The organism is Erwinia sp. Leaf53, assembly GCF_001422605.1.
Lineage (GTDB): Bacteria > Pseudomonadota > Gammaproteobacteria > Enterobacterales > Enterobacteriaceae > Erwinia.
Window position 1 is genome coordinate 351565 of the sequence record NZ_LMLK01000021.1, and the last position, 20963, is coordinate 372527.

General features: G+C 59.9%; 17 protein-coding genes. 5 read left to right on the top strand and 12 right to left on the bottom strand.

The features are described from left to right. Position 1: 1 nt before the first annotated feature. Together ASF13_RS13360 and ASF13_RS13365 are read right to left on the bottom strand one after the other, a co-directional pair. On the bottom strand, positions 2-1852 hold the full coding sequence (locus ASF13_RS13360; RefSeq protein WP_056236968.1) for a dipeptide ABC transporter ATP-binding protein: 1851 nt from the start codon (positions 1850-1852) through the stop codon (positions 2-4). After that, positions 1849-2805, bottom strand: a complete 957-nt coding sequence (locus ASF13_RS13365; RefSeq protein ID WP_056236970.1) for an isoaspartyl peptidase/L-asparaginase — start codon at positions 2803-2805, stop codon at positions 1849-1851. The genes ASF13_RS13360 and ASF13_RS13365 overlap by 4 nt, the downstream gene beginning before the upstream one ends. Before the next feature lie 283 nt (positions 2806-3088). Between ASF13_RS13365 and moeA the strand changes: the two genes are divergently transcribed. The 3 genes from moeA to ASF13_RS13380 all read left to right on the top strand — a co-directional run bounded on the left by moeA (position 3089) and on the right by ASF13_RS13380 (position 6772). Next, a complete protein-coding gene (gene moeA / locus ASF13_RS13370) occupies positions 3089-4321 on the top strand; it encodes a molybdopterin molybdotransferase MoeA (RefSeq protein ID WP_056237188.1) in 1233 nt (410 codons plus the stop codon). Continuing rightward, positions 4322-5080, top strand: coding sequence for a molybdopterin-synthase adenylyltransferase MoeB (gene moeB / locus ASF13_RS13375; protein WP_056236972.1), 759 nt, complete (start codon positions 4322-4324; stop codon positions 5078-5080). 105 nt (positions 5081-5185) lie between these two features. Continuing rightward, on the top strand, positions 5186-6772 hold the full coding sequence (locus ASF13_RS13380) for a sensor domain-containing diguanylate cyclase (RefSeq protein WP_056236974.1): 1587 nt from the start codon (positions 5186-5188) through the stop codon (positions 6770-6772). On the opposite strand, the gene ASF13_RS13385 is transcribed toward ASF13_RS13380, so the two are convergent. Both ASF13_RS13385 and ASF13_RS13390 read right to left on the bottom strand, forming a co-directional pair. Further along, positions 6769-8361 carry an ABC-F family ATPase gene (locus ASF13_RS13385; protein ID WP_056236975.1) on the bottom strand — a complete coding sequence of 531 codons (1593 nt, stop codon included), beginning with the start codon at positions 8359-8361 and terminating at the stop codon, positions 6769-6771. The two genes, ASF13_RS13380 and ASF13_RS13385, sit on opposite strands and share 4 nt — an antisense overlap. A 253-nt stretch (positions 8362-8614) precedes the next feature. Continuing rightward, positions 8615-9823 (bottom strand): MFS transporter, encoded by a 1209-nt coding sequence (locus tag ASF13_RS13390; protein WP_056236977.1) that lies wholly within the window; start codon positions 9821-9823, stop codon positions 8615-8617. A gap of 103 nt (positions 9824-9926) precedes the next feature. Here ASF13_RS13390 and ASF13_RS13395 point away from each other — a divergent pair, with 103 nt between their 5' ends. Beyond that, a complete protein-coding gene (locus ASF13_RS13395) occupies positions 9927-10865 on the top strand; it encodes a LysR family transcriptional regulator (RefSeq protein WP_056236979.1) in 939 nt (312 codons plus the stop codon). A gap of 84 nt (positions 10866-10949) precedes the next feature. After that, the gene (locus ASF13_RS13400; RefSeq protein ID WP_056236980.1) at positions 10950-11420 is read left to right on the top strand and encodes a GNAT family N-acetyltransferase; all 471 of its coding nucleotides are present in this window, start codon (positions 10950-10952) and stop codon (positions 11418-11420) included. A 134-nt stretch (positions 11421-11554) separates the two neighbouring features. Here ASF13_RS13400 and ASF13_RS13405 read toward each other — a convergent pair whose 3' ends face one another. The 8 genes from ASF13_RS13405 to mntR form a co-directional block, all read right to left on the bottom strand. Then, positions 11555-12520, bottom strand: coding sequence for a zinc-binding alcohol dehydrogenase family protein (locus tag ASF13_RS13405; RefSeq protein ID WP_056236982.1), 966 nt, complete (start codon positions 12518-12520; stop codon positions 11555-11557). A gap of 223 nt (positions 12521-12743) precedes the next feature. Further along, on the bottom strand, positions 12744-13424 hold the full coding sequence (locus ASF13_RS13410; RefSeq protein ID WP_056236983.1) for a type 1 glutamine amidotransferase domain-containing protein: 681 nt from the start codon (positions 13422-13424) through the stop codon (positions 12744-12746). 110 nt (positions 13425-13534) lie between these two features. Continuing rightward, positions 13535-14140, bottom strand: coding sequence for a TetR/AcrR family transcriptional regulator (locus ASF13_RS13415; RefSeq protein ID WP_056236985.1), 606 nt, complete (start codon positions 14138-14140; stop codon positions 13535-13537). A 510-nt stretch (positions 14141-14650) separates the two neighbouring features. After that, positions 14651-16198 (bottom strand): efflux transporter outer membrane subunit, encoded by a 1548-nt coding sequence (locus ASF13_RS13420; protein WP_056236986.1) that lies wholly within the window; start codon positions 16196-16198, stop codon positions 14651-14653. 1 nt (position 16199) lies between these two features. Next, positions 16200-17765 (bottom strand): DHA2 family efflux MFS transporter permease subunit, encoded by a 1566-nt coding sequence (locus ASF13_RS13425; protein ID WP_056236988.1) that lies wholly within the window; start codon positions 17763-17765, stop codon positions 16200-16202. Beyond that, on the bottom strand, positions 17762-18901 hold the full coding sequence (locus tag ASF13_RS13430; RefSeq protein ID WP_056236990.1) for an HlyD family secretion protein: 1140 nt from the start codon (positions 18899-18901) through the stop codon (positions 17762-17764). The genes ASF13_RS13425 and ASF13_RS13430 overlap by 4 nt, the downstream gene beginning before the upstream one ends. A 120-nt stretch (positions 18902-19021) precedes the next feature. Next, a complete protein-coding gene (locus ASF13_RS13435) occupies positions 19022-20137 on the bottom strand; it encodes an SLC13 family permease (protein ID WP_056236991.1) in 1116 nt (371 codons plus the stop codon). A 24-nt stretch (positions 20138-20161) separates the two neighbouring features. Beyond that, positions 20162-20614, bottom strand: a complete 453-nt coding sequence (gene mntR / locus ASF13_RS13440; RefSeq protein WP_056236994.1) for a manganese-binding transcriptional regulator MntR — start codon at positions 20612-20614, stop codon at positions 20162-20164. Positions 20615-20963: the final 349 nt, after the last annotated feature.

Sequence of the window (20963 nt, forward strand, 5' to 3'; positions counted from 1 at the left end):
TTTATGCGCGGCTGATGGTGTGCCGGGCAACAAAGTGGCCGGCGCTGACCTCAACCAGCGGTGCCACCAGCGGCTCATCCCCCGGCGCGCGCAGCGGGCTGGGGATCTCATCCACCAGCAGCGCCCGCTCGCGCCGCCGCTGGCCGGGACAGGCGACCGGCACGGCGGCCATCAGTTTACGGGTGTAGGGGTGCTGCGGATTCTCGAACACCGCCTGGCGCGGCCCCATCTCGACGATCTGGCCGAGGTACATCACCGCCACCCGGTGGCTGATGCGTTCCACCACCGCCATATCATGCGAGATAAACAGGTAAGCGATGCCGTCTTCGCGCTGCAGGTCGAGCAGCAGGTTGATGATCTGCGCGCGGATCGAGACGTCCAGCGCCGAGACCGACTCATCGGCGATCACCACCTTCGGCTTCAGCGCCAGCGCGCGGGCGATACAGATCCGCTGCCGCTGACCGCCGGAAAACTCGTGCGGGTAGCGCTGCGCGTGCTCCGGCAGCAGCCCGACCCGCTCCAGCAGGGCCGCCACCCGCTGCTGCGCCTCACGGCCGCGGGCGATGCCGTGGATCAGCAGCGGCTCCATAATCGAAAAACCGACCGTCTGCCGCGGGTCGAGCGAGGCGTAAGGATCCTGGAAGATAAACTGGATATCGCGCCGCAGGTGCGACAGCGCCGCACCTTTAAGCTGGTCAACGCGCTGGCCGTTAAAGGTGATGGTGCCGTGCTGGCTCTCGACCAGCCGCAGCAGCGCGCGGCCGGTGGTCGACTTGCCGCTGCCGGACTCGCCGACCAGCGCCAGCGTCTCACCGGGCCAGAGATCGAAGCTGACCTTCTCCACCGCGTGTACGCGGCGGGTCACGCGATTAAGCAGCCCGCTGCGCAGGTCAAAGCGGGTGGTCAGGTTAGCCACCTGCAGCACCGGCGGCACGCCAGGCACCACCGTATCCTGCGGCGTCTCGTCGCCGCGCTGGCCGTTTTCGACCAGCGGGAACTTCGCCGGCAGCGGTCGTCCGGCCATTTCACCCAGCGTCGGCACCGCCGCCAGCAGCGCCCGGGTATAGGGCTGCTGCGGGCGGGAGAAGATCGCCTCCACGCTGCCGGTTTCAACCACGTCGCCGCGCAGCATCACCTGCACGCGATCGGCCATCTCCGCCACCACCCCCATATCGTGGGTGATAAAAATCACCGCCATCTGCATCTCTTTCTGCAGCACGCGGATCAGCTGCAGGATCTGCGCCTGAATGGTGACGTCCAGCGCGGTGGTCGGTTCGTCAGCGATCAGCAGCGCCGGGCGGCAGGAGAGCGCCATGGCGATCATCACCCGCTGACGCATGCCGCCGGAGAGCTGGTGCGGATAGCGGGTCAGCACGTTGTTTGCGTCGGGAATACGCACCAGATCGAGCATCCGCTGCGCCTCGTGCAGCGCCTGCTGATGGCTTTTGCCCTGGTGCAGGCGGATCGATTCGGCGATCTGTTCACCGACCGGGAACACCGGGTTCAGCGAGGTCATCGGCTCCTGGAAGATCATTGCGATATCGGCACCGCGCAGGCTGCGCATCCGCTGCTGCGGCAGGCGGGCCAGATCGACGCGCGGCTGGCCGGGGCGCGACAGCCAGATTTCACCGCTGTCGATGCGTCCGCCGCCCTGTTCGATCAGCCGCATCAGCGCCAGCGAGGTGACCGACTTGCCGGAGCCGGACTCGCCGACGATGGCCAGCGTTTCGCCCTGGCCTACGCTCAGCGACAGGTCGTTAACCGCCTGGATGCGCTGCTGCTGGTGCTGAAAGCTGACGCTGAGGTTGTTGACCTCCAGCACCGGGATGCGCGGGGGCTGAACGTCGCTCATTGCGCGTCCTCAGCGTAGATCGCCACGCGAGGGGCGTCACCGACCACGCCGTAACCGCGATACATACCTTCGCTGTTAAACGGCAGCACCACGTTCCCCTCGCGATCGATGGCGATCAGTCCGCCGCTGCCGCCGAGTTGCACAATTTTTTCATCTATCAGACGGGCTGCGGCCTGGCGCAGCGACAATCCGCCGTAACGCATCTGCGCATCGAGATCGTAAGCGGCCAGCGTGCGGATAAATACTTCGCCGGTGCCGGTGCAGGAAACGGCCACGCCGTCGCTGGCGTAGCAGCCGGCCCCCGGCAGCGGCGAGTCGCCGATCCGGCCGGGCTGTTTGTTGGTCATGCCGCCGGTCGAGGTCGCCGCCGCCAGGTGGCCTGCGGCATCCAGCGCCACCGCCCCGACGGTGCCAAATTTACGATCCGGGTCGAGCGGGTCACCTGCTGCGGCATCGTGATCGAGCAGGGCCTGGCCGCTGGCCTGCGCCCGCGTCAGCTGCGCGCGTCGCTCGGGAGTAGCGAAAAAAGCAGGATCGACCATCTCCAGCCCATGCTGCTCCGCAAACGATTCCGCGCCCGCGCCGCAGAACAGCACGTGCGGGCTGTGCTGCAGCACCGCGCGCGCCGCCAGCACCGGATTACGCACCCGCGAGACCGACGCCACCGCGCCGGCCTGCAGCGTGTGGCCCTCCATTACGCAGGCGTCCAGCTCGTGAGTCGCCGCGGCGGTAAACACCGAGCCGCGCCCGGCGTTGAACAACGGGCACTCTTCCAGCTGACGCACCGCCTCGGTCACCACCTCCAGCGCGCTGGCACCGTCGGCCAGCAGCAGCTGGCCGCTGGCGATAATGTCGCGCAACGCACGGCGGTAGCGTAGCTCTGTTTCAGCATCGAGGCTGGCGCGGGCAATCGCGCCCGCTCCGCCGTGAATGGCAATCGTAGCTTTGACCATAAGTCCCTGTCCCGTTCAGCAAATCAGCTGGCAAAACACTGAGTTAGCTTTTTTTGACTTGAAAAAATCCATTTTTGAATATAGGTAGGGCGCCAGGGGATGTAAAGAAGAAACGTGGTTCCCTGATAATAACTTATGGTTCTAACATAGATATATGTCTCACTTTTCCCGCCCGCCCCGCCGTGCTGCGGACAGGGACAACAGGTGACCGGCAGCCGGATTAGCGCCATAATAACGGCAACTTATGCATGCCGTGCCCGCCGCGCACGCCCGTGGAGATATTATGGAACCCTTTACCGCCGGCCTGATCTCGTTCGAACAGGCCCTCGATACCCTGCTGGCACGCATCACGCCGCTGCAGGACGCTGAAACCCTGCCGCTGCCCGCCGCCGCCGGACGCATCGCAGCCCGTCCTGTCACCTCTCCAATCGACGTACCGCCGTTTGATAACTCGGCGATGGACGGTTACGCGCTGCGCATGGCCGACCTGACGGGCGCGCCGCTGCCGGTGGCCGGCACCGTGCTGGCCGGTGCCCCCTGGCAGGGCGAGTGGCCGACGGGCAGCTGCCTGCGCATTATGACCGGCGCACCAATCCCACCGGGCTGTGAGGTGGTAGTGATGCAGGAGCAGACGCAGCAGCAGGAAGAGAGGATGATCCTCACCGCGGCGGTGAGCGCCGGGCAGAACATTCGCCGCGCGGGGGAAGATATCCGTCAGGGCAACGTGGTACTGCAGGCCGGACAACGCCTCGGCCCGGCCGAGCTGCCGCTGCTGGCCTCGCTGGGCGTTGCCGACGTCGCGGTGGTCAGGCCGCTGCGGGTGGCGATCCTCTCCACCGGCGACGAATTGCAGTCGCCGGGCCAGCCGCTGGCACCCGGACAGATCTACGATACCAACCGCTTTGCGGTACATCTGATGCTGAACAAGCTCGGCTGCGAGGTCATCGACCTCGGGATTATTCGCGACGACCCCGCCGCGCTGCGCGCTGCCTTTATCGAGGCCGATACCGTCGCCGACGTGGTGATCAGCAGCGGCGGCGTCTCGGTGGGCGTCGCCGACTATACCCGGCAGATGCTCGAGGAGCTGGGAGAGGTCGCCTTCTGGAAGCTGGCGATCAAACCCGGCAAACCCTTCGCCTTCGGGCGTCTGGCCAACAGCTGGTTCTGCGGCCTGCCGGGCAATCCGGTCTCCGCCGTGCTGACCTTCTACCAGCTGGTGCAGCCGCTGCTGGCGAAACTGGCCGGGCAGCAGGGGGCGGCGCTGCCGCCGCGCCAGCGGGTGCGCGCCTCCGGCCCGCTGAAAAAATCCCCCGGCCGCCTCGACTTCCAGCGCGGCGTCCTGTCGCGGGCGGAGGACGGCTCGCTGCAGGTGGCCAGCAGCGGCCATCAGGGCTCGCACGTGTTCAGCTCTTACCAGCATGCCAACTGTTTTATCGTGCTGGAGCGCGAACGCGGCAACGTGGAGGCGGGCGAGTGGGTTGAGGTGGAACCGTTCAACGCCCTGCTGGAGAGCTGAATGCACGCGGAACTGAATGACGAAGAGATGCTGCGCTACAACCGCCAGATCGTACTGCGCGGGTTTGACTTTGACGGCCAGGAACGGCTGAAGGCCGCCAGGGTGCTGGTGGTCGGGCTGGGCGGGCTGGGTTCAGCCGCCAGCCAGTACCTGGCCGCCGCCGGGGTCGGTCATCTGACCCTGCTGGATTTTGACCGGGTGTCGCTCTCCAACCTGCAGCGCCAGGTGCTGCACGGCGAGGCGCAGCTGGGGATGGCAAAGGTCGAGTCCGCCCGCCAGCGGCTGCAGGCGATCAATTCGCAGGTCGGTTATCGCGCGCTGGACGCGCGGCTGAGCGAAACGGAACTGGCCGCGCTGGTTAACGATCATCATCTGGTGGTCGACTGCTGCGACAACGTCGCCACCCGCGAACGACTTAACCGCGTCTGCTTTGCCAGCAAAACGCCGCTGGTCTCCGGCGCGGCGATCCGTATGGAGGGGCAAATCAGCGTGTTTCGCTGGGGTGACGACGAGCCCTGCTACCGCTGCCTGAGCCGCCTGTTTGGTGATGCCACCCTGAGCTGCGTCGAAGCCGGGGTAATGGCCCCGCTGGTCGGGGTGATCGGCTCGCTGCAGGCGATGGAAGCGATCCGCGTGCTCAGCGATTACGGCAGCACGGTCGCCGGCCAGCTGCTGCTGTACGACGCCATGACCCTGCAGTTCCGCACGCTGAAGGTGGCGAAAGACCCCGGCTGCGACGTGTGTTCGGCCCCACGATAGCGTGATGGCCGCGACGATTTACAGGATACCTGGCAGGAAAAACAAAGGGTTCGGCACAGCCAGGCTATAGTTAAACCATCACCCCGGCCGAGGAGGCGCAGCTGGATGACCGATCACCTTCGCAGCACCCCAGCCTACGGCGGAAAACTGTCATTACGTCAGATGATGATCGTTTTTCTGCTGGTGATCTCCGGTGCCGTAACCGCGGTGAACGGCTGGATTATCTGGAACTCCTGGAACAGCGCTCTCGATACCGCGAAGGACAACGCCCACAACCTCGCCCAGTCGCTGTCGCGCCAGGCGGAAGATGCCTTTCTCCAGGTTGATCTGACGCTGCAGGATCTGCGCGATCGCATCAAGCTGATCGGCCTGCGCCACGAACGCAACGGCTATCTGCAGTCGATTCTCACCGAGCGCAAAGCCGCGCTGCCGCAGCTGAGCGGCATCTTTATTTATGACGCCGCCGGTAACTGGGTGGTGACCTCCGACGGCAACATCCCCCAGCGCGCCAATAACGGCGACCGCAACTACTTTCGCTATCACGCCACCCATGACGATCCGGGCGTGCATATCGGCACAGTGATCCGCAGCCGCTCCTCCGGGCGGCTGGTGATCCCGGTATCGATGCGGCTGAACAATGACGACGGCAGCTTCCGCGGCGTGGTGATGGCCTCGGTCAGCCTGGATTTCTTCCGCACCGTGTATGACTACTACAACCTCGGCCGTCAGGACGTGCTGGCGCTGATGCAGAACGACGGCACCATCCTTTACCTGCGGCCGTTCCTGGACAGCGCCGTTAACCAGAATATTGCCAGCAGTCCGCTGTTTACCCGGCTGCTAAAGGACGCCCCCAGCGGCACCGCGATCTATAAGTCGGCGCTCGACGGGGTGGAACGCGTGTTTGGCTACGCCAGCCTGCCGCGCTACCCGCTGGTGGTCGCCGCCGGTTACGCAAAGCAGCCACTGATGCAGGCGTGGTTTCCGACCATCAGCGTCTATATTGCGCTCTGTACCATTCTGCTGCTGCTGCTGATGTGGCTCGGCCTGCTGCTATTGCGCCATATCAGCCTTGACCTCGCCAACCAGCAGGAGCTGACCCGGGTACGCGATAAGCTGACCGCCAGCAACCATACGTTGCAGTCGCTGGCGCTGATCGACAGCCTGACCGGGCTGGCCAACCGCCGTCACTTCGACCTGTGGTTGCAACGCAGCATCGAGCGATCGCAGAAGCTGCATACCCCGCTGGCGCTGATGATGATTGACGTCGACGCGTTTAAAGCCTTTAACGACCGCTACGGCCACCCGGCCGGCGACGCCTGTCTGACGCAGATCGCCAGCGCGCTAAGCGCCCTGCCGCACCGCAGCGACGATCTGATCGCCCGCTACGGCGGCGAAGAGTTTGCGGTGATTATGCCCGGCTGTTCGCTGCCGGCCGCAGCGGCCTTTGCCCGCCGGGCGATTGCGGCGATTGCCGCACTGCAAATTCCGCACGGGGATGCCACTGCGGTCCAGCAGGTGGTGACCATCAGCGTCGGGCTACAGGTGATGACAGGGGGTAATGATGCGCTCAGCGGGCCACGACTGGTCGCAGAGGCGGATAACGCGCTGTATGCCGCAAAACGGGCGGGGAAAAACCGACTGGTAATTTACGGCGATGAGCCTGACAACGCAGGCCCATCGCCGGAGGATTAAACGATACCCTGGCTGCGCAGGTAGTCTTCGTAGTTACCGGTGAAGTCGTTCAGCTTGCCCGGGGTCATCTCAATCACGCGGGTGGCCAGCGAGCTGACGAATTCGCGGTCATGGGAGACGAAGATCAGCGTGCCTTCGTACATCTCCAGCGCCATGTTCAGCGCTTCGATCGACTCCATATCGAGGTGGTTAGTCGGCTCATCCATAATCAGCACGTTCGGCTTCTGCATCATCAGCTTGCCGAACAGCATACGGCCCTTCTCACCACCGGACAGCACCTTAGCCGGCTTCCTGATATCGTCCTGGCTGAACAGCAGGCGACCCAGAATGCTGCGCACCGCCTGCTCATCGTCGCCCTCCTGCATCCACTGGCTCATCCAGTCGAAGACGTTGAGGTCGTCGGCGAAGTCATGGGCGTGATCCTGGCCGTAATAGCCAATCTGCGCGTTCTCGGACCATTTAACCGTGCCGTGATCGGGCTGATGCTCGCCGATCAGCGTTTTCAGCAGCGTGGTTTTACCGATACCGTTCGGGCCGAGGATCGCCAGCTTTTCGCCCACTTCCAGCAGCATGCTCAGTTTTTTAAACAGCGGACCGTTGTCGAAACCTTTGGTCACCTCTTCCAGCGTCAGCGCGGTACGGAACAGCTTTTTGTCCTGCTCGAAGCGGATGAACGGGTTCTGGCGGCTGGACGCCTTCACTTCGTCGAGCTTGATCTTATCGATCTGCTTGGCGCGTGAGGTGGCCTGACGGGATTTCGAGGCGTTGGCGCTGAAGCGGCTGACGAACGACTGCAGTTCGTTAATCTGTGCCTTCTTCTTGGCGTTATCCGACAGCAGACGCTCGCGGGCCTGGGTCGCCGCAGTCATATACTCGTCATAGTTGCCCGGATAAACGCGCAGCTCGCCGTAGTCGAGATCGGCCATATGCGTGCAGACCATATTCAGGAAGTGGCGGTCGTGCGAGATGATGATCATGGTGCTGTTACGTTCGTTCAGCACCTGCTCCAGCCAGCGAATGGTATCGATGTCCAGGTTGTTCGTCGGTTCGTCGAGCAGCAGAATTTCCGGGTTAGAGAACAGCGCCTGTGCCAGCAGCACGCGCAGTTTCCAGCCGGGTGCCACTTCGCTCATCGGGCCGTAGTGCTGCTCCAGCGGAATACCCACGCCCAGCAGCAGTTCACCGGCGCGCGCCTCGGCGGTATAACCGTCCATTTCGCCGTACTTAACTTCCAGATCGGCCACTTTATAGCCGTCTTCTTCACTCATTTCCGGCAGCGCGTAAATGGCATCGCGCTCTTCCTTCACCGCCCACAGCTCGCCGTGGCCCATGATCACCGTATCCAGCACAGAGTACTGCTCAAAGGCGAACTGATCCTGACGCAGTTTACCCAGACGCTCGTTCGGATCGAGGGAGACGTTGCCGGCGGTCGGCACCAGATCGCCGCCGAGGATTTTCATAAAGGTGGACTTGCCGCTGCCGTTAGCACCGATCAGACCATAGCGGTTGCCGCCGCCAAATTTAACAGAGATGTTTTCGAACAGCGGCTTACTGCCAAACTGCATGGTGACGTTGCTGGAAACTAGCACAGAGATAGCCTTTCGTTAGCGTATGGGGATGTGAGTCAGCGCGCATTATGCCAAAAAGGACGGTATGAATACAGCGCAGTGAGCAGAAGGCCGTCGCCCCGGGAAGAAGTTGTCGGCCAATGCGCCCTGGCAGCCAGATGCCGACAAAGATCATCAGTACCTGACGCGCCTCGGCCATCTGCATCGACTGAGGTTTGCGGTTTGATATTCTCAGGATTGCTAGCGCAACCCTGTGCCAACAGCGGGCATTACGTTAATCAACGATCGGGTGGTCAGGCGGCACAGCGCGTTTAGCCAGTTTCTTTTGAAGTATGATGACTAATATGGGAAATCCGGATGCGGCCAACGCACTGACAACCAGCACTCTGTTTAGATTTTGCGTTGTTATGCCCTGCTCAGGTAGTAATAAGGAACACAGAAAGAATGCGAAAGTGGTTATCAGGTACATCATTGCTGACTGTAGTGAAGAAAAACTGGCGCGTTGTTCATCCTCAGGATACCGCACAGCGACAGACGAAGCGGAAACAAGCCGGCTGTATGAGGCCGCAAGAAACAGGGTTATAAACAGAAATGCATGATGATAGCCCAGCGCAGGAATCAGCAAACTGGCTACAAAGAGCAGCGTTGAAAGGGTTGCCAGCATCAGAGCAGACAAACGTGACGTCAGGATCCCTGTTATTTTTGTCGCCAGATAACCAGCAACCCCGCCACTTAAGAACAATAATGGCAACAGGTGCTGTTGTGCCCCCAGAAACTGCATCATTAGTGGCGTCAGGATGGGAATAATCAGCATCGGACTAAACTGTACCAGTGCAGTGCAGGAGGCGAAAAGCAAGGTTCGGGTATTAACAGACAGGCTGGCCTTCAGGTCTGATGGTACGGCATCTCCTGGAAGGATAAATATTATCAAGGGTACAGACACCAGACAAAGTAAGCCGATCAACCACAGCGCAGTGTGCCAGCCATAGTGCGTGCAAAGAAATAAGACAGCCGGCATACCGACGATACTGACCATAGAAAATGATGCAATCACCGTTGCCAGCATTTTTCCACGTAAGTTTTCCGGGGCCGCATTGATCAGAATGCTTATACCCACACCCATTGTTGTGCCACCCACCAATCCTGCGCAAAATCGCAGCACCAGCAGCGTGTCAAAATCAGCCGTGAGTGTGGACAAAAATGTCAGCACTCCCAGCAGCAGCATATTCTTGATCAGGAACCGTTTTTTATTAAACCGGTGGATCCAGTAAAAAGCAGCAATTCCGGAAAGGACAGCACCCAGCGTGTACATACCAGAGACATAGCCAGAAAATGTTACGGGAACCGAAAACCCGTCTGCCATAAAAGCAAATACGGGCGTGAACGCCATGTACTCCAGCGCATTGGTGAACTGAATAAAAGCCATTACCATGGCTATCCGCGCAAGGGCTTTATGATTAAACGTTTGTGTGACCAGTGCCATAGCAAGCGACCTGTGGATGAAAGATACCTGAGTTTAACCGCTGGCAATGATGGTTATAATAGGGTAAAAATGGCACACACCATTACCATAAATGGGATAATTAATGCGTCCGGCTCTTGATTTTAATACGCTGAAAGTGTTCATTGCTGTGGTTGAAAGGGATAGTTTTGTCGGTGCTGCGAAAGTCCTTGAAATGCCCACATCAAATGTCAGCCGTTGTATTGCTCAGCTGGAAGAAAAACTGAATCTTCAGCTTATTGAGCGCAGCACCCGGCATATGAAACTCACCCAGTCGGGGCACCTGCTCTATACCCGATCGAAGCCCTTGCTGGAGGCACTCGAGCAAACTGAGGCAGAATTGACGCTGCGGCAGATGCAACTTAAGGGCCCATTACGACTCTGTATTCCCAATGAATCAGGTCCTGCGTTACTGGGTTCTGTTATTGCTGAGTTTGCCTGTCAGCACCCGGACCTGGAGATCAGCTGCATCACCAATTTGTCTGGTTTCGACTCCCTGCGAGACGATCTGGATTTAGCGGTCATTATTACCCGTGGTCAGATGGATGACAGTGACTATATAGCCCGTCATCTGCTGACTATCCCCTGCACTATTGTTGCAGCCCCCTCCGTCATTCAGCGTTATGGCACCCCGTCTCATATCCGCCAATTTGAAGAATTACCCTGTATAACCACGGTAAGCGCACTGAAAGGGGCTGCCTGGCAGTTCGTCAATGCAAAGGGAGGGTTCGAGACCATTAAGGTTAAAGGGCATTACCGGGTTAACAGCGGAGAGATGGCAGGACGCGCTGCGCTGGCAGGTGTCGGCTTCGCCATACTATCGAAACAAGGCTGCCAACCCTGGATTAGCGATGGACGGTTAATCGAGGTCGGGTTTGAACAATCGGCAGCCCCATTGCAGTTGTTCGCCGTTTATTCAAACCGGCGTTACCTGCCCGCCAAAACAAGAGCGCTGATTGATTTCATGCAGCAGAAACTGAGCAATCCCTCCTTAGCAACAGAGTGCGGCATTGCATCGCCATAAAGCACCCGACTGGCTCAATGGCGGGCAACAAATGCTATGGTAAATTCGGGTAACTTGCTGGTACAGAAAAGATAAGGGGAAGCTATGAAGGCCAGACTCGCAACATCTGCTGAGGCAGAAGAATGCTGGAACATCAGGAACCAGGCTATTCGCTATGGATGCAAATGCAGCTACGACGCTGCGGTTATTGAAGCGTGGACGCCAGCAGCAATGCCCGAGAGTTTCAGGAGAGTTATCGCGGCAAATCCTTTTTTTGTCGTTGATTGTCCGGGTAACAGACCGGTAGCCACGGGTTTCCTGGACATTTCTGCGGGAAGCGTTGAGGCTGTTTTCACTCTGCCAGAGCACCTGGGGAAGGGCTTTGGTAGCCTGATTATCGAGGCTATCAAAGACGAAGCGAGGAGACAGGGGTTTGAGGAGTTAACTTTATCCTCAACGCCGAATGCACAGTCTTTTTATGAAAAACACGGTTTTACTCTCGTCAGAGAAAGCCTCTATCCATCAGGTCTTACCGAAACGGATCTGCGCTGTATGGATATGATTTGCAGGCTATAATGGTCAGCAACCTATTAATTATTAAGGATAATTAAACATACAGACACCCATTCTCGCAACAGAGGGCCTGTTACTGGAACCCTTAGTTGCCAAAGATGCTTTGCAGATCCGGTAACGGATTAGACCTGATTCTTTTACGGCGCTAACGTGATGAAGACCCTACCCATACGTCCGCGTGTTTCTGCACGCTGATGTGCTTCCACAGCCTGTTCCAGCGGGAACGTACTGTCAATCGGCACAATCAACTCACCTTTAGCTGCCATATGCAGCAGCTCATTCACCAGGTCGCGCGCAATCTGTTTTTCGCCCCACTCGACGCCTAACAGGCAGCCAATCAGCGTGATGCGGTGCAGCAGCAGATATTCGGTATCGATCATATGATTACGACCGGCCAGAATACCGATGATAACCGCCGTACCGCCATCGCGCAGGACTTTAACGCCATCAGATAACGCATCGCCACCGATGGTATCGATCAGCAGGTCGACGTGGTTACCGCCAAGCAGTTCACGAACCTGCTCACCCGCCAGCTTCTCGCCGACAACGATCGCATCATTCAGGCCAAACTGGCGCAGCGCCTCAAGTGATTCAGCACGCGTTCCGGTACCGATAACGCGTGCGCCCATCCGTGCTGCCAGCTGGACTGCTGCTACACCCACGCCACCCGCTGCGCCCAGGATCAAGACAGTCTGGCCGGGCTGCAGTTTCCCCAGATGGTATGCCCATGCGGCAGTGCCGGGGCCAACCGGGATCGCTGCCGCTACGCGCGGATCCAGGCCTTCCGGGATGGGAAAACAATTATACGCCGCAACCGCACGCCGCTCGGCGTAAGCGCCACGCCAGTTAAACGTGGCCACTTTCTGCCCCACGACAAAGTCCTGTACCTCGCTACCGGTTGCCAGAACGGTGCCCGCAGCCGCATAGCCGAGGCATTCATCAGGCTGCAAAGACTGGCTGTTGCGCGAAATGATATCGCCACCCTCAACACTGATGGCTTCTACCGCTACCAGCAGTTCATGCGGTTTGATGGCCGGCTCAGCGATATCCACTAGTTGCAAAACTTCCGGGCCGCCAGGCCGTGCATAGGTTACTGCTTTCATCTTGAGTGTCCTTGAATATGAGTGAATGACTTAAATGAAGAGTGATAAAGCGGATAATCAGTGAAGCCCTGTTCCGCGCCACCGTACAGATTTCGGCGTTCAGCGCGTTCAGTGGCAAAGGGCCCAGCGCGCCAGCTGTAACCGTGCTTCAGGTTGCATACCAATCCTTCATTACTGCTGCAGACTGGCTGAGCGAAAAATAACGCTCAGCCGGCTGTTTCATTTACTTCGCCAGCGCTTTAATCAGCTGTGCGGCGGTGGCTTCTGATGAACCCGGGTTTTGCCCGGTGATCAGCAGGCCGTCAGTGACAACATAGGATGACCAGTCAGCGGCTTTTGAATACAGACCGCCCTTCGCTTTCAGCTCATCTTCGACCAGGAATGGCACCACCTGAGTCAGGCCTACGGCCTCCTCTTCGGTGTTGGTGAAGCCCGTAACCTGACGCCCTGCCACCAACGGCTTGCCGTCCGGTGTTTTCACATGACGCAACACGCCAGGCGCGTGACAGACAAAGGCGACATGCTTGCCAGCGGCAAAGAACGCTTCGATCAGCGCGACAGAGTGTTTATCTTCTGCCAGATCCCACAATGGGCCGTGCCCCCCTGGATAGAATACGGCATCGAAATCAGCCTGAGACAGGCTGTCCAGTTTAACGGTGGTTGCCAGCTGGGCATTGGCATCCGCATCGGCTTCAAAACGGTGGGTAAAATCGGTCTGGAAGTCAGGTTCATTGCTTTTAGGATCGAGTGGTGGCTTGCCGCCCTGTGGTGAAGCCAGCGTAATTTCCGCGCCCGCATCTTTAAAGGCGTAGTACGGTGCCGCCAGCTCTTCCAGCCAGAAGCCGGTTTTAAGGCCGGTGTCGCCCAGTTTGTCATGCGAGGTCAGTACCATCAGAACTTTCATTGTCTCACTCCTGTTTATCGCGGTGGTGATGATTAGCAGACCGGGTGATGATTAATACACCACTTAAAGCTGACCGGTCGTCTATAAAATGGATAAAAAAAAACCCCCTCCTAGAGGGAGATACGTAAAGTCTGTCGGGTCAGGCTCAGCGCTGCATCAAACGGCGAGGCCGTACGGACAATCTTCACCATAATGCTGGCCCCGACCCACAGCTGATAAAGCGCTTCGGCCACCTTTTCTGCCTCACCTTCAAACTGCAAAGAGCCTTCCGCAGCGCCAGCTTCCAGCGCATCCGCCAGCCGGGAAATGATCCCTGCCGTACCGTTCATCAGGGCGGCACGCATTTTGTCTGACAGATCGGATACTTCAGCGCCCAGTTTTACCGCCAGGCATTTGCCCTGGCAATCTTCACAGGACTGCGTTTTACGCCACTGCAACCAGTAGTTCATCAACCGTTGAGCATGGTTCATGCTGCTATCCGCCAGCATTTCATCAAGTTCCAGCAGATAGGCGGCGAAATAGTGGCACAGCATTGCCACACCGAAATCTTCTTTCGACGCAAAATAATAGTAAAAGGAGCCTTTAGGCACCTCTGACTCGTCAAGGATCTCTTTCAGGCCAACGGCTGAAAAGCCTTTACCCGCCATAATCCGCTGGCCAACGGCCAGTATATGTTCGCGGACTTGCTGGTTATGTTGATACGTTGCAGTTTTCATAAGCTTAAGATAACAACAATTCGACCGGTCGTCTATAAAATAAATGCATTTTACTGACCTTGTCAAAAATTTGCGGTTCAACCCTGTAGCAAGGCCCAAAACTGCGGCCGCAGCTCCAGGCAGGCCAAAAAGAAGCTAAATTACAGGGAGGGCAGCGGGATGAGCACGCAGCGGGGTAACTCGCGCAGGGTCGCCCGCATGACGGCTGTGAGTCTCCATCAACCAGACACCAAGCCCTGCCCTGCCGTAGCATTTGACGTTGACCGTACCGAAGCAGTGGACGTTGCCCCAGCCAGGCCAAACAAGTGCCAATTAACAGGGAGGGCAGCGGGATGAGCCCGGAGCGGGGTAACCCGCGGAGGGTCGCCCGCTGACAGGCCCGACAGTCTCGATCCCGCAGACCACAGGCCGTTGACGTTGACGTTGCTTTTGGAATGCCGACAGTCTCGATCTGCCAGACGACAGGCCGTTGACGTAGACGTTGACCTTAGCAGCAACCTCCCAGAAAGGTTAAGGCGTCTCCGCCTCCCCAAACACCGTATACTCCGGCAGCTTAACCTGCTGATACACTTCCCAGCCGCCCCCCAGCGCCTTATACAACGCCACCAAATCCAGACTGCTCTGCACCCGCGCCCGCTCCGCCTGCTGCTGCGCCTGCGCCAGCTGCCGCTGCGCATCCAGCGCCTCAACAAAACTGGAAATCCCCTGCCGGTAACTATCGCTGGCCAACGTAAAGGCCGTCTGCTGCGCCGCCACCGTCTCATCCAGACCGTCCACCTGCTGCTGATCGCTACGATAGCTCACCAGCGCATTCTCCACGTCCTGCAGCGCGGTCAACACCGCCTGCCGGTAACCCAGCGCCGCGCTGGCCTGCTGCGCCCGCGCCAGCTTCACGCTCGACACCAGCCGCCCGCCCTGGAAAATCGGAATACTCACCGACGGCCCGTAACTGTAAAAATGGCTGCTCCAGTTATCCAGATAACCGGCGTCGCTGTTGCGCATACCAAACTGCCCGGTCAGCGAAAAACTCGGGAACAGCTGGGCAATCGACACGCCGATATTGGCGGTGGCGGCGTGCAGCTGCGCCTCCGCCTCACGCACGTCAGGACGACGACGCGCCAGCTCCGACGGCACCCCCACAGGCACCACCTTCGGCAGCAATGGCAGCGGCTTCACCGCCGTCAGCTCGCCGTCCAGCGCCCCCGGCACCCGGCCGGTCAGCACCGCCAGACCGTTCATCGCCTGATGGATCTGCGCCTGATACGGCGGCAGCTGGGCACGCAACCCGTTCAGCTGCGCGCGGGCGCTCTCCACGCTGGTCTGCGGCGCCAGGCCGTTCTGCTGCTGGCTCTGCGTCAGCTCCAGCGTCTGCTGCGCCACGTCAATCTGCGTCTGCAACGTCTGGCTAATCGACTGCGCGCCGCGCAGCTGCAGATAGGCGCGCACCACCTCGGCCTGCAGCGACACCAGCGCGTCGTTGCGGCTCTCAACCTGCTGCTGCTGCTGCGCCCCGGCCACCTCCACCTGGCGACGCACCTTGCCCCACAGATCCAGCTCCCACGACGCATCCAGGCTGCCCTGATACAGCCCGACCGGCTGCGACAGGCTGTCGAGCACCGGGGTCAGATCGGTATCGCCACCGGCCTGCTGCACCCGATCGTACACGCCCTCCGACTCCAGCTCGCCTTTAATCCCCAGCTGCTGGCGGGTAAACCGCGCGTTGCCGTTAACGGAAGGTGCCCAGGCACCGCGCGCCTGGTTCAGCTGCTGCCGCGCGCCGGCGATGCGCAGCACCGTCTGCTGCAGCGACAGATTATCGCGCATCGCCCGCTCGACCAGGCCGTTGAGCTGCGCATCCTTAAACGACTGCCACCAGCGGGCGTTAATCTTCGCGGCCAGCGGCGTTGAGGCGCTGTCCGACTGCAGGCTGTTAAAACTGCCTGGCGTGGCCGGCTTCGGGGCTTTAAAATCCGGCCCGACGGCACAGGCGCTCAGCAGCAACGCCGCAGAAATCAACAGCGCGCCGCGCGCGCGGGAAAATTGAGATAATGCCAGCATATCAGTGTGCTCCCGCACTGCCTTCGCTACGAATCGGCGAAAGCAATAAACAAAATGGAATCATGACCAGCGCAACCACGCTCAGGTACATAAAGACGTCGATATAGGCGAGGAAACGCGCCTGCACGATCATCTGCTTATAGAGTTGCCCGGTGGCAATCACCAGCGGATCGCCCGCCGCATGCACCGCATCGCGCACCCCCTGCGCCCAGCGCTCCACCGCCAGATTAAAGGGCTCGTTAAGCGGCGTCATATTGTGCACCAGGTGCGCGCTGTGCGCCTGGGTGCGCTCGGTGATCATCGCCGTCGACAGCGAAATGCCGATCGAACCGGCCACGTTACGGAACATGGTGAGGATCGCCGAGGCGTCGGCGTTCAGCCGCTGCGGGATGGTGATAAACGCCACGGTGGTCAGCGGCACAAACAGGAAGCCCAGCCCGATGGTCTGCAGGCTGCGCAGCATGACCAGCGAGCCGAAATCAATATCCGGCGTCAGCCGCGTCGAGTAAATAAACGACCCGCCCAGCAGCAGAAAGCCAAACATGATCAGCAGCCGGGTCTGCACCAGCGGCATCAGCTTCAGCACCAGCGGAATCGACAGCACGATCAGCACCGCCCCCGGCGACAGCACCAGCCCGGAAAGCGTGGCGGTGTAGCCAAGGTCCTGCTGCGCCAGCTGCGGGATCACCACCGAGCTGCCGTAAAGGATCGCCGCCATGCCGGACATCAGCAGCGTGGCAACGGCGAAGTTTTTATCCTTCAGCACCTCCAGGTTGACCACCGGCCTTTTGGCATACAGCAGCCAGTAGGTGGCCCCCACCAGCCCGACAACGGCCAGCAGCGCAAAGGTGACGATAAAGCTGGAGTGGAACCAGTCGGCGTCCTCACCGCGGTCCATCATCACCTGCAGGCAGCCGAGGCCGAGGGTGATCAGGCTGATGCCGATATAGTCGACGCGCAGTTTGCCTTTGGCCCACTTGCGTTCCCACGGCGGATCTTCCAGCAGCTGGTAAATTGCCAGTACGCTGATGATGCCTACCGGGATATTAATAAAGAACACCCAGCGCCAGCTGTAGTTATCGGTGATCCAGCCGCCCAGCGTCGGCCCGAGCACCGGGGCGACGATGATGGCGATCGACGACAGGCCAAACGCCTTGCCGCGATCCTCCGGCTTAAAGTAGTCAAGCAGCACCGACTGCTGCACCGGCTGCAGGCCGCCGCCGAAAAAGCCCTGCATAATGCGGAACAGGATGATCTGCCACAGCTCGGTGGCGATGCCGCACAGGAATGAGCAGACGGTAAACATCACGATGCAGATCAGGAAGAACTGCTTGCGCCCCAGCAGGCGGCTGAAAAAGGCGGAGATCGGCAGCACGATGCCGTTGGCCACCAGATAGGAGGTCAGCACCCAGGTAGATTCGTCATAGCTGGCCGACACCGAGCCGGCAATATGCGGCAGGGCAACGTTAACGATGGTGGTGTCGAGGATCTCCATAAACACCGCCAGCGTCACCGTCAGGGCGACCAGCCAGGGGTTGCTGGCCGGTTTCCAGCTCTGCGGGCTCATTCCACCGTCACCTTCGGCTCAACCGACAGGCCGATCGGCAGCGGCTGATTCGCATCCAGCCCGCTGTCGATGATGATTTTCACCGGCACGCGCTGGACGATCTTCACAAAGTTGCCGGTGGCGTTTTCCGACGGGAAGGTGGAGAAACGCGATCCGCTGCCCATCTGTACGCTGTCAACATGCCCCTGCAGCTGGCGATCCGGCCAGGCATCGACGCTGATCTCAACCTTGTCGCCCGGCTTCATGCGCGCCAGCTGCGACTCTTTAAAGTTGGCGACAATCCACGTATCGGCAGACACCAGCGAAAACAGCGAGGTGCCGGCCTGCACCAGCGTGCCGACCTGCACGTTACGCTTGGTAACAAAGCCATCGTACGGCGCGCGCACTTCGGTATAGGAGAGGTTGAGGTTAGCGGTGTTCAGCTGCGCCTGTGCCTGCTGCACCTGGCTCTGCCGCGCTTCAACGTTGGTCTCCTGCTGGCGGATCTGCAGGGCAATCTGCGAGGCCACTTCAACCTGCGCGCGGGCGTTGGCCAGCTCCGCTCTGGCGCTCAGCAGCTGGGCGCTGGCGCTGTCGATATTACGCTGCGAGGTGGCGCGCGGGTCGACGCCGCGCTGGCGTTTATCGTCCGCCTGGGCATTTTTCAGGTTCGCTTCGGCGCGCGCCTGCTGGGCCAGCGCCTGATCCTTCTGCGCCGGGTACTGTACGCGGGCCAGCGCCAGCTGCGCCTGAGCCTGATGCAGCTGCGCCTCGGCCAGCCCCAGCTGTGCCTGCGCCTGATCGCGCTGCGCGGTGCTGTCACGCGGGTCGATCACCAGCAGCAGATCGCCCTTCTTCACCCGCTGGTTATCCTTCACCCGCAGTTCGGTAACGTAGCCGGAGGCTTTTGGGGCGATGGTCACCGCGTCCGCTTCGGTAAAGGCGTCATCGGTGGTTTCGATATTGCGGGTGGTCAGCCAGAACCACAGGCCGACGATCAGCGCTATCACCACCACCAGAGCCAGAATAATCAGCGGCTTTTTGCCGGGGGTTTTACGCGGCGCGTCATCGTCTTGCTGCGGTTCGGGTTGTGATGAAGTCTCTGGTGCGTGTTGCGGACGATGTGCGTCGTCCGCAGAAGAAGTTTGATTAGCCATAATTCCCGTCAGGATAAGGCGGCCCCAAACTGAGGCCGCAAGTGGTCAGTCTGGTATATAAACATAGAGCCAAAATTGACATATACCAGGCTTTCCTGACAAAACTTGTGCTAAGCGTGGCTAAATAGCATAAATAGCCAGGTAGAGCAGCCATCCGCTGACCAGCGCCCACGCCAGCATCGGCACGGAGTAGAGGTGGAAATGCCACCAGATCCGGCGATCTTTCGCCATCCGCAGCGCGATCAGGTTGGCCAGCGAGCCGGGTAACAGACCGAAGCCGCCAATGTTTACCGCCCAGGCCAGCAACACCGTCGGCGGCAGGCTGCTTAACAGCAGGATGGTGGTCGGCACGTTGCTGATCAGCTGGGAGAGCCCGGCGGCCAGCAGGAAGCCATGCAGTTCCGACAGCGAACCCGCCGCCTGCAGGCCAGTCTGCAGCAGCGGCAGCTTTGTCAGCAGGAACACGTCGACAAACATGGCGATAAACACCACCAGCAGGCTCCAGTCGATGGTCAGCAGAATGCGCCGCGCCATCATCAGGAACACCACCACGACCAGCCCCAGCGCCCACAGCGCCAGATCCAGCTCCAGCGCCGCCAGAAACACGCCGTACAGCACGGCGCTGGTCCACAGCAGCGGTCGCTGCCAGCCGCTCTCCTCAACGTGCTCGTGGCGCTCAATGCGTTTACCGGAGAAGCAGCAGGCGGTCAGCAGCAGCAGGCTGGCGGTTAGCATCGCCGCCAGCGGCGCCATCTGGCCGATAAAGGTGAAAAAGCCGCTGCCGGCATGCCGCCATAACAGAATGTTTTGCGGGTTGCCGATCGGCGTCAGCAGCGAACCGGCGTTAACCGCCAGCGCCTGAAAGATGATCAGCCGGGCGATCGGCAGCGCCGAGTACTTGCGCAGCGACAGCGTCAGCGGCACAAGAATAAACAGCGCCACGTCGTTGGTCAGAAAGGTGGAGAGCAGCGCGGCGGCGGCCACCAGAAACAGCGCCAGCGAGCGCTGCCGGTGAAAGCCCTGTACCAGGCGGCGGCCGAGCACGTCAAAATAGCCGCTGGCCTCGATGCCTTTGGTCAGCATCAGCAGGCCGCACAGGGTTACCATGGTCGGCCAGTCGACGGCGCGCGGCAGCTCGGCGAAGGTGAACGGAACAAAGCAGGCCAGCAGCAGGCCCAGAACCACTAACAGATGCAGAAAACGATCGTGCAAAAAAGGCCTGAGCAGGGTTGTCATACTGGCTCGCAAAGGTGATAGATATTACTGACGGCTGTCGCTGAACTGCCTGAAAATCGCCAGCGTCTCGTCGCTGACGTGATGTTCGATGCCTTCCGCATCGCGCCGCGCGGTATCGGGGCTGATGCCCAGCGCCAGCAGGAAGGTCTCGACGATGTGATGGCGCTCGCGGCTCTCTTCCGCCAGCTTCTCCCCTTCCGGGGTCAGGAACACGCCACGGTACGGCACCTGCTCGACCAGGCCCCCGCCCGCAAGGCGTTTCAGCATCTTCGCCACGGTGGGTTGTGACACGCCAAGGCGGGCGGCCATATCAACCTGACGCGCCTCGCCAAACTCGCGGATCAGGTCGGAAATCAGCTCAACATAGTCATCGATTAATTCGCGACGGTGGGCCTCACGTACCTGGCGGAAGCCTTCGACATGCTCTTCAATCTCTTTCAGTGGCGCGGGCACTGCAACTTTTGCGCGACGACTCATTCAGCTTCCTCTTCTTATTAACCGACGTCATTTTCAACACCGCGTCGGTCTGTTGGAGTGACATTGTAATCGAAGCTCAAAGAAGCACAAAATTTAGCGTATTAGCTCTGGCTATAGGGTATAGCCTGTGCTATACCTGTTGATAATTCGACCTTACCCCGATTAACCGGAGGGACATTGCCATGAAACGACCGCTGCTGCTGAAACTGCTCTGCCGCTCGCCGTTTACCCTGCGCCTGATGCTGCTGGAAATGCTGACCGATCGGAAGCCTGCCCGTCAGGCTTCCTGACCCCCGGCCAATATGACACTTTTGTTTAGTCCCTCACATAACGACTTCATTTCACTGGT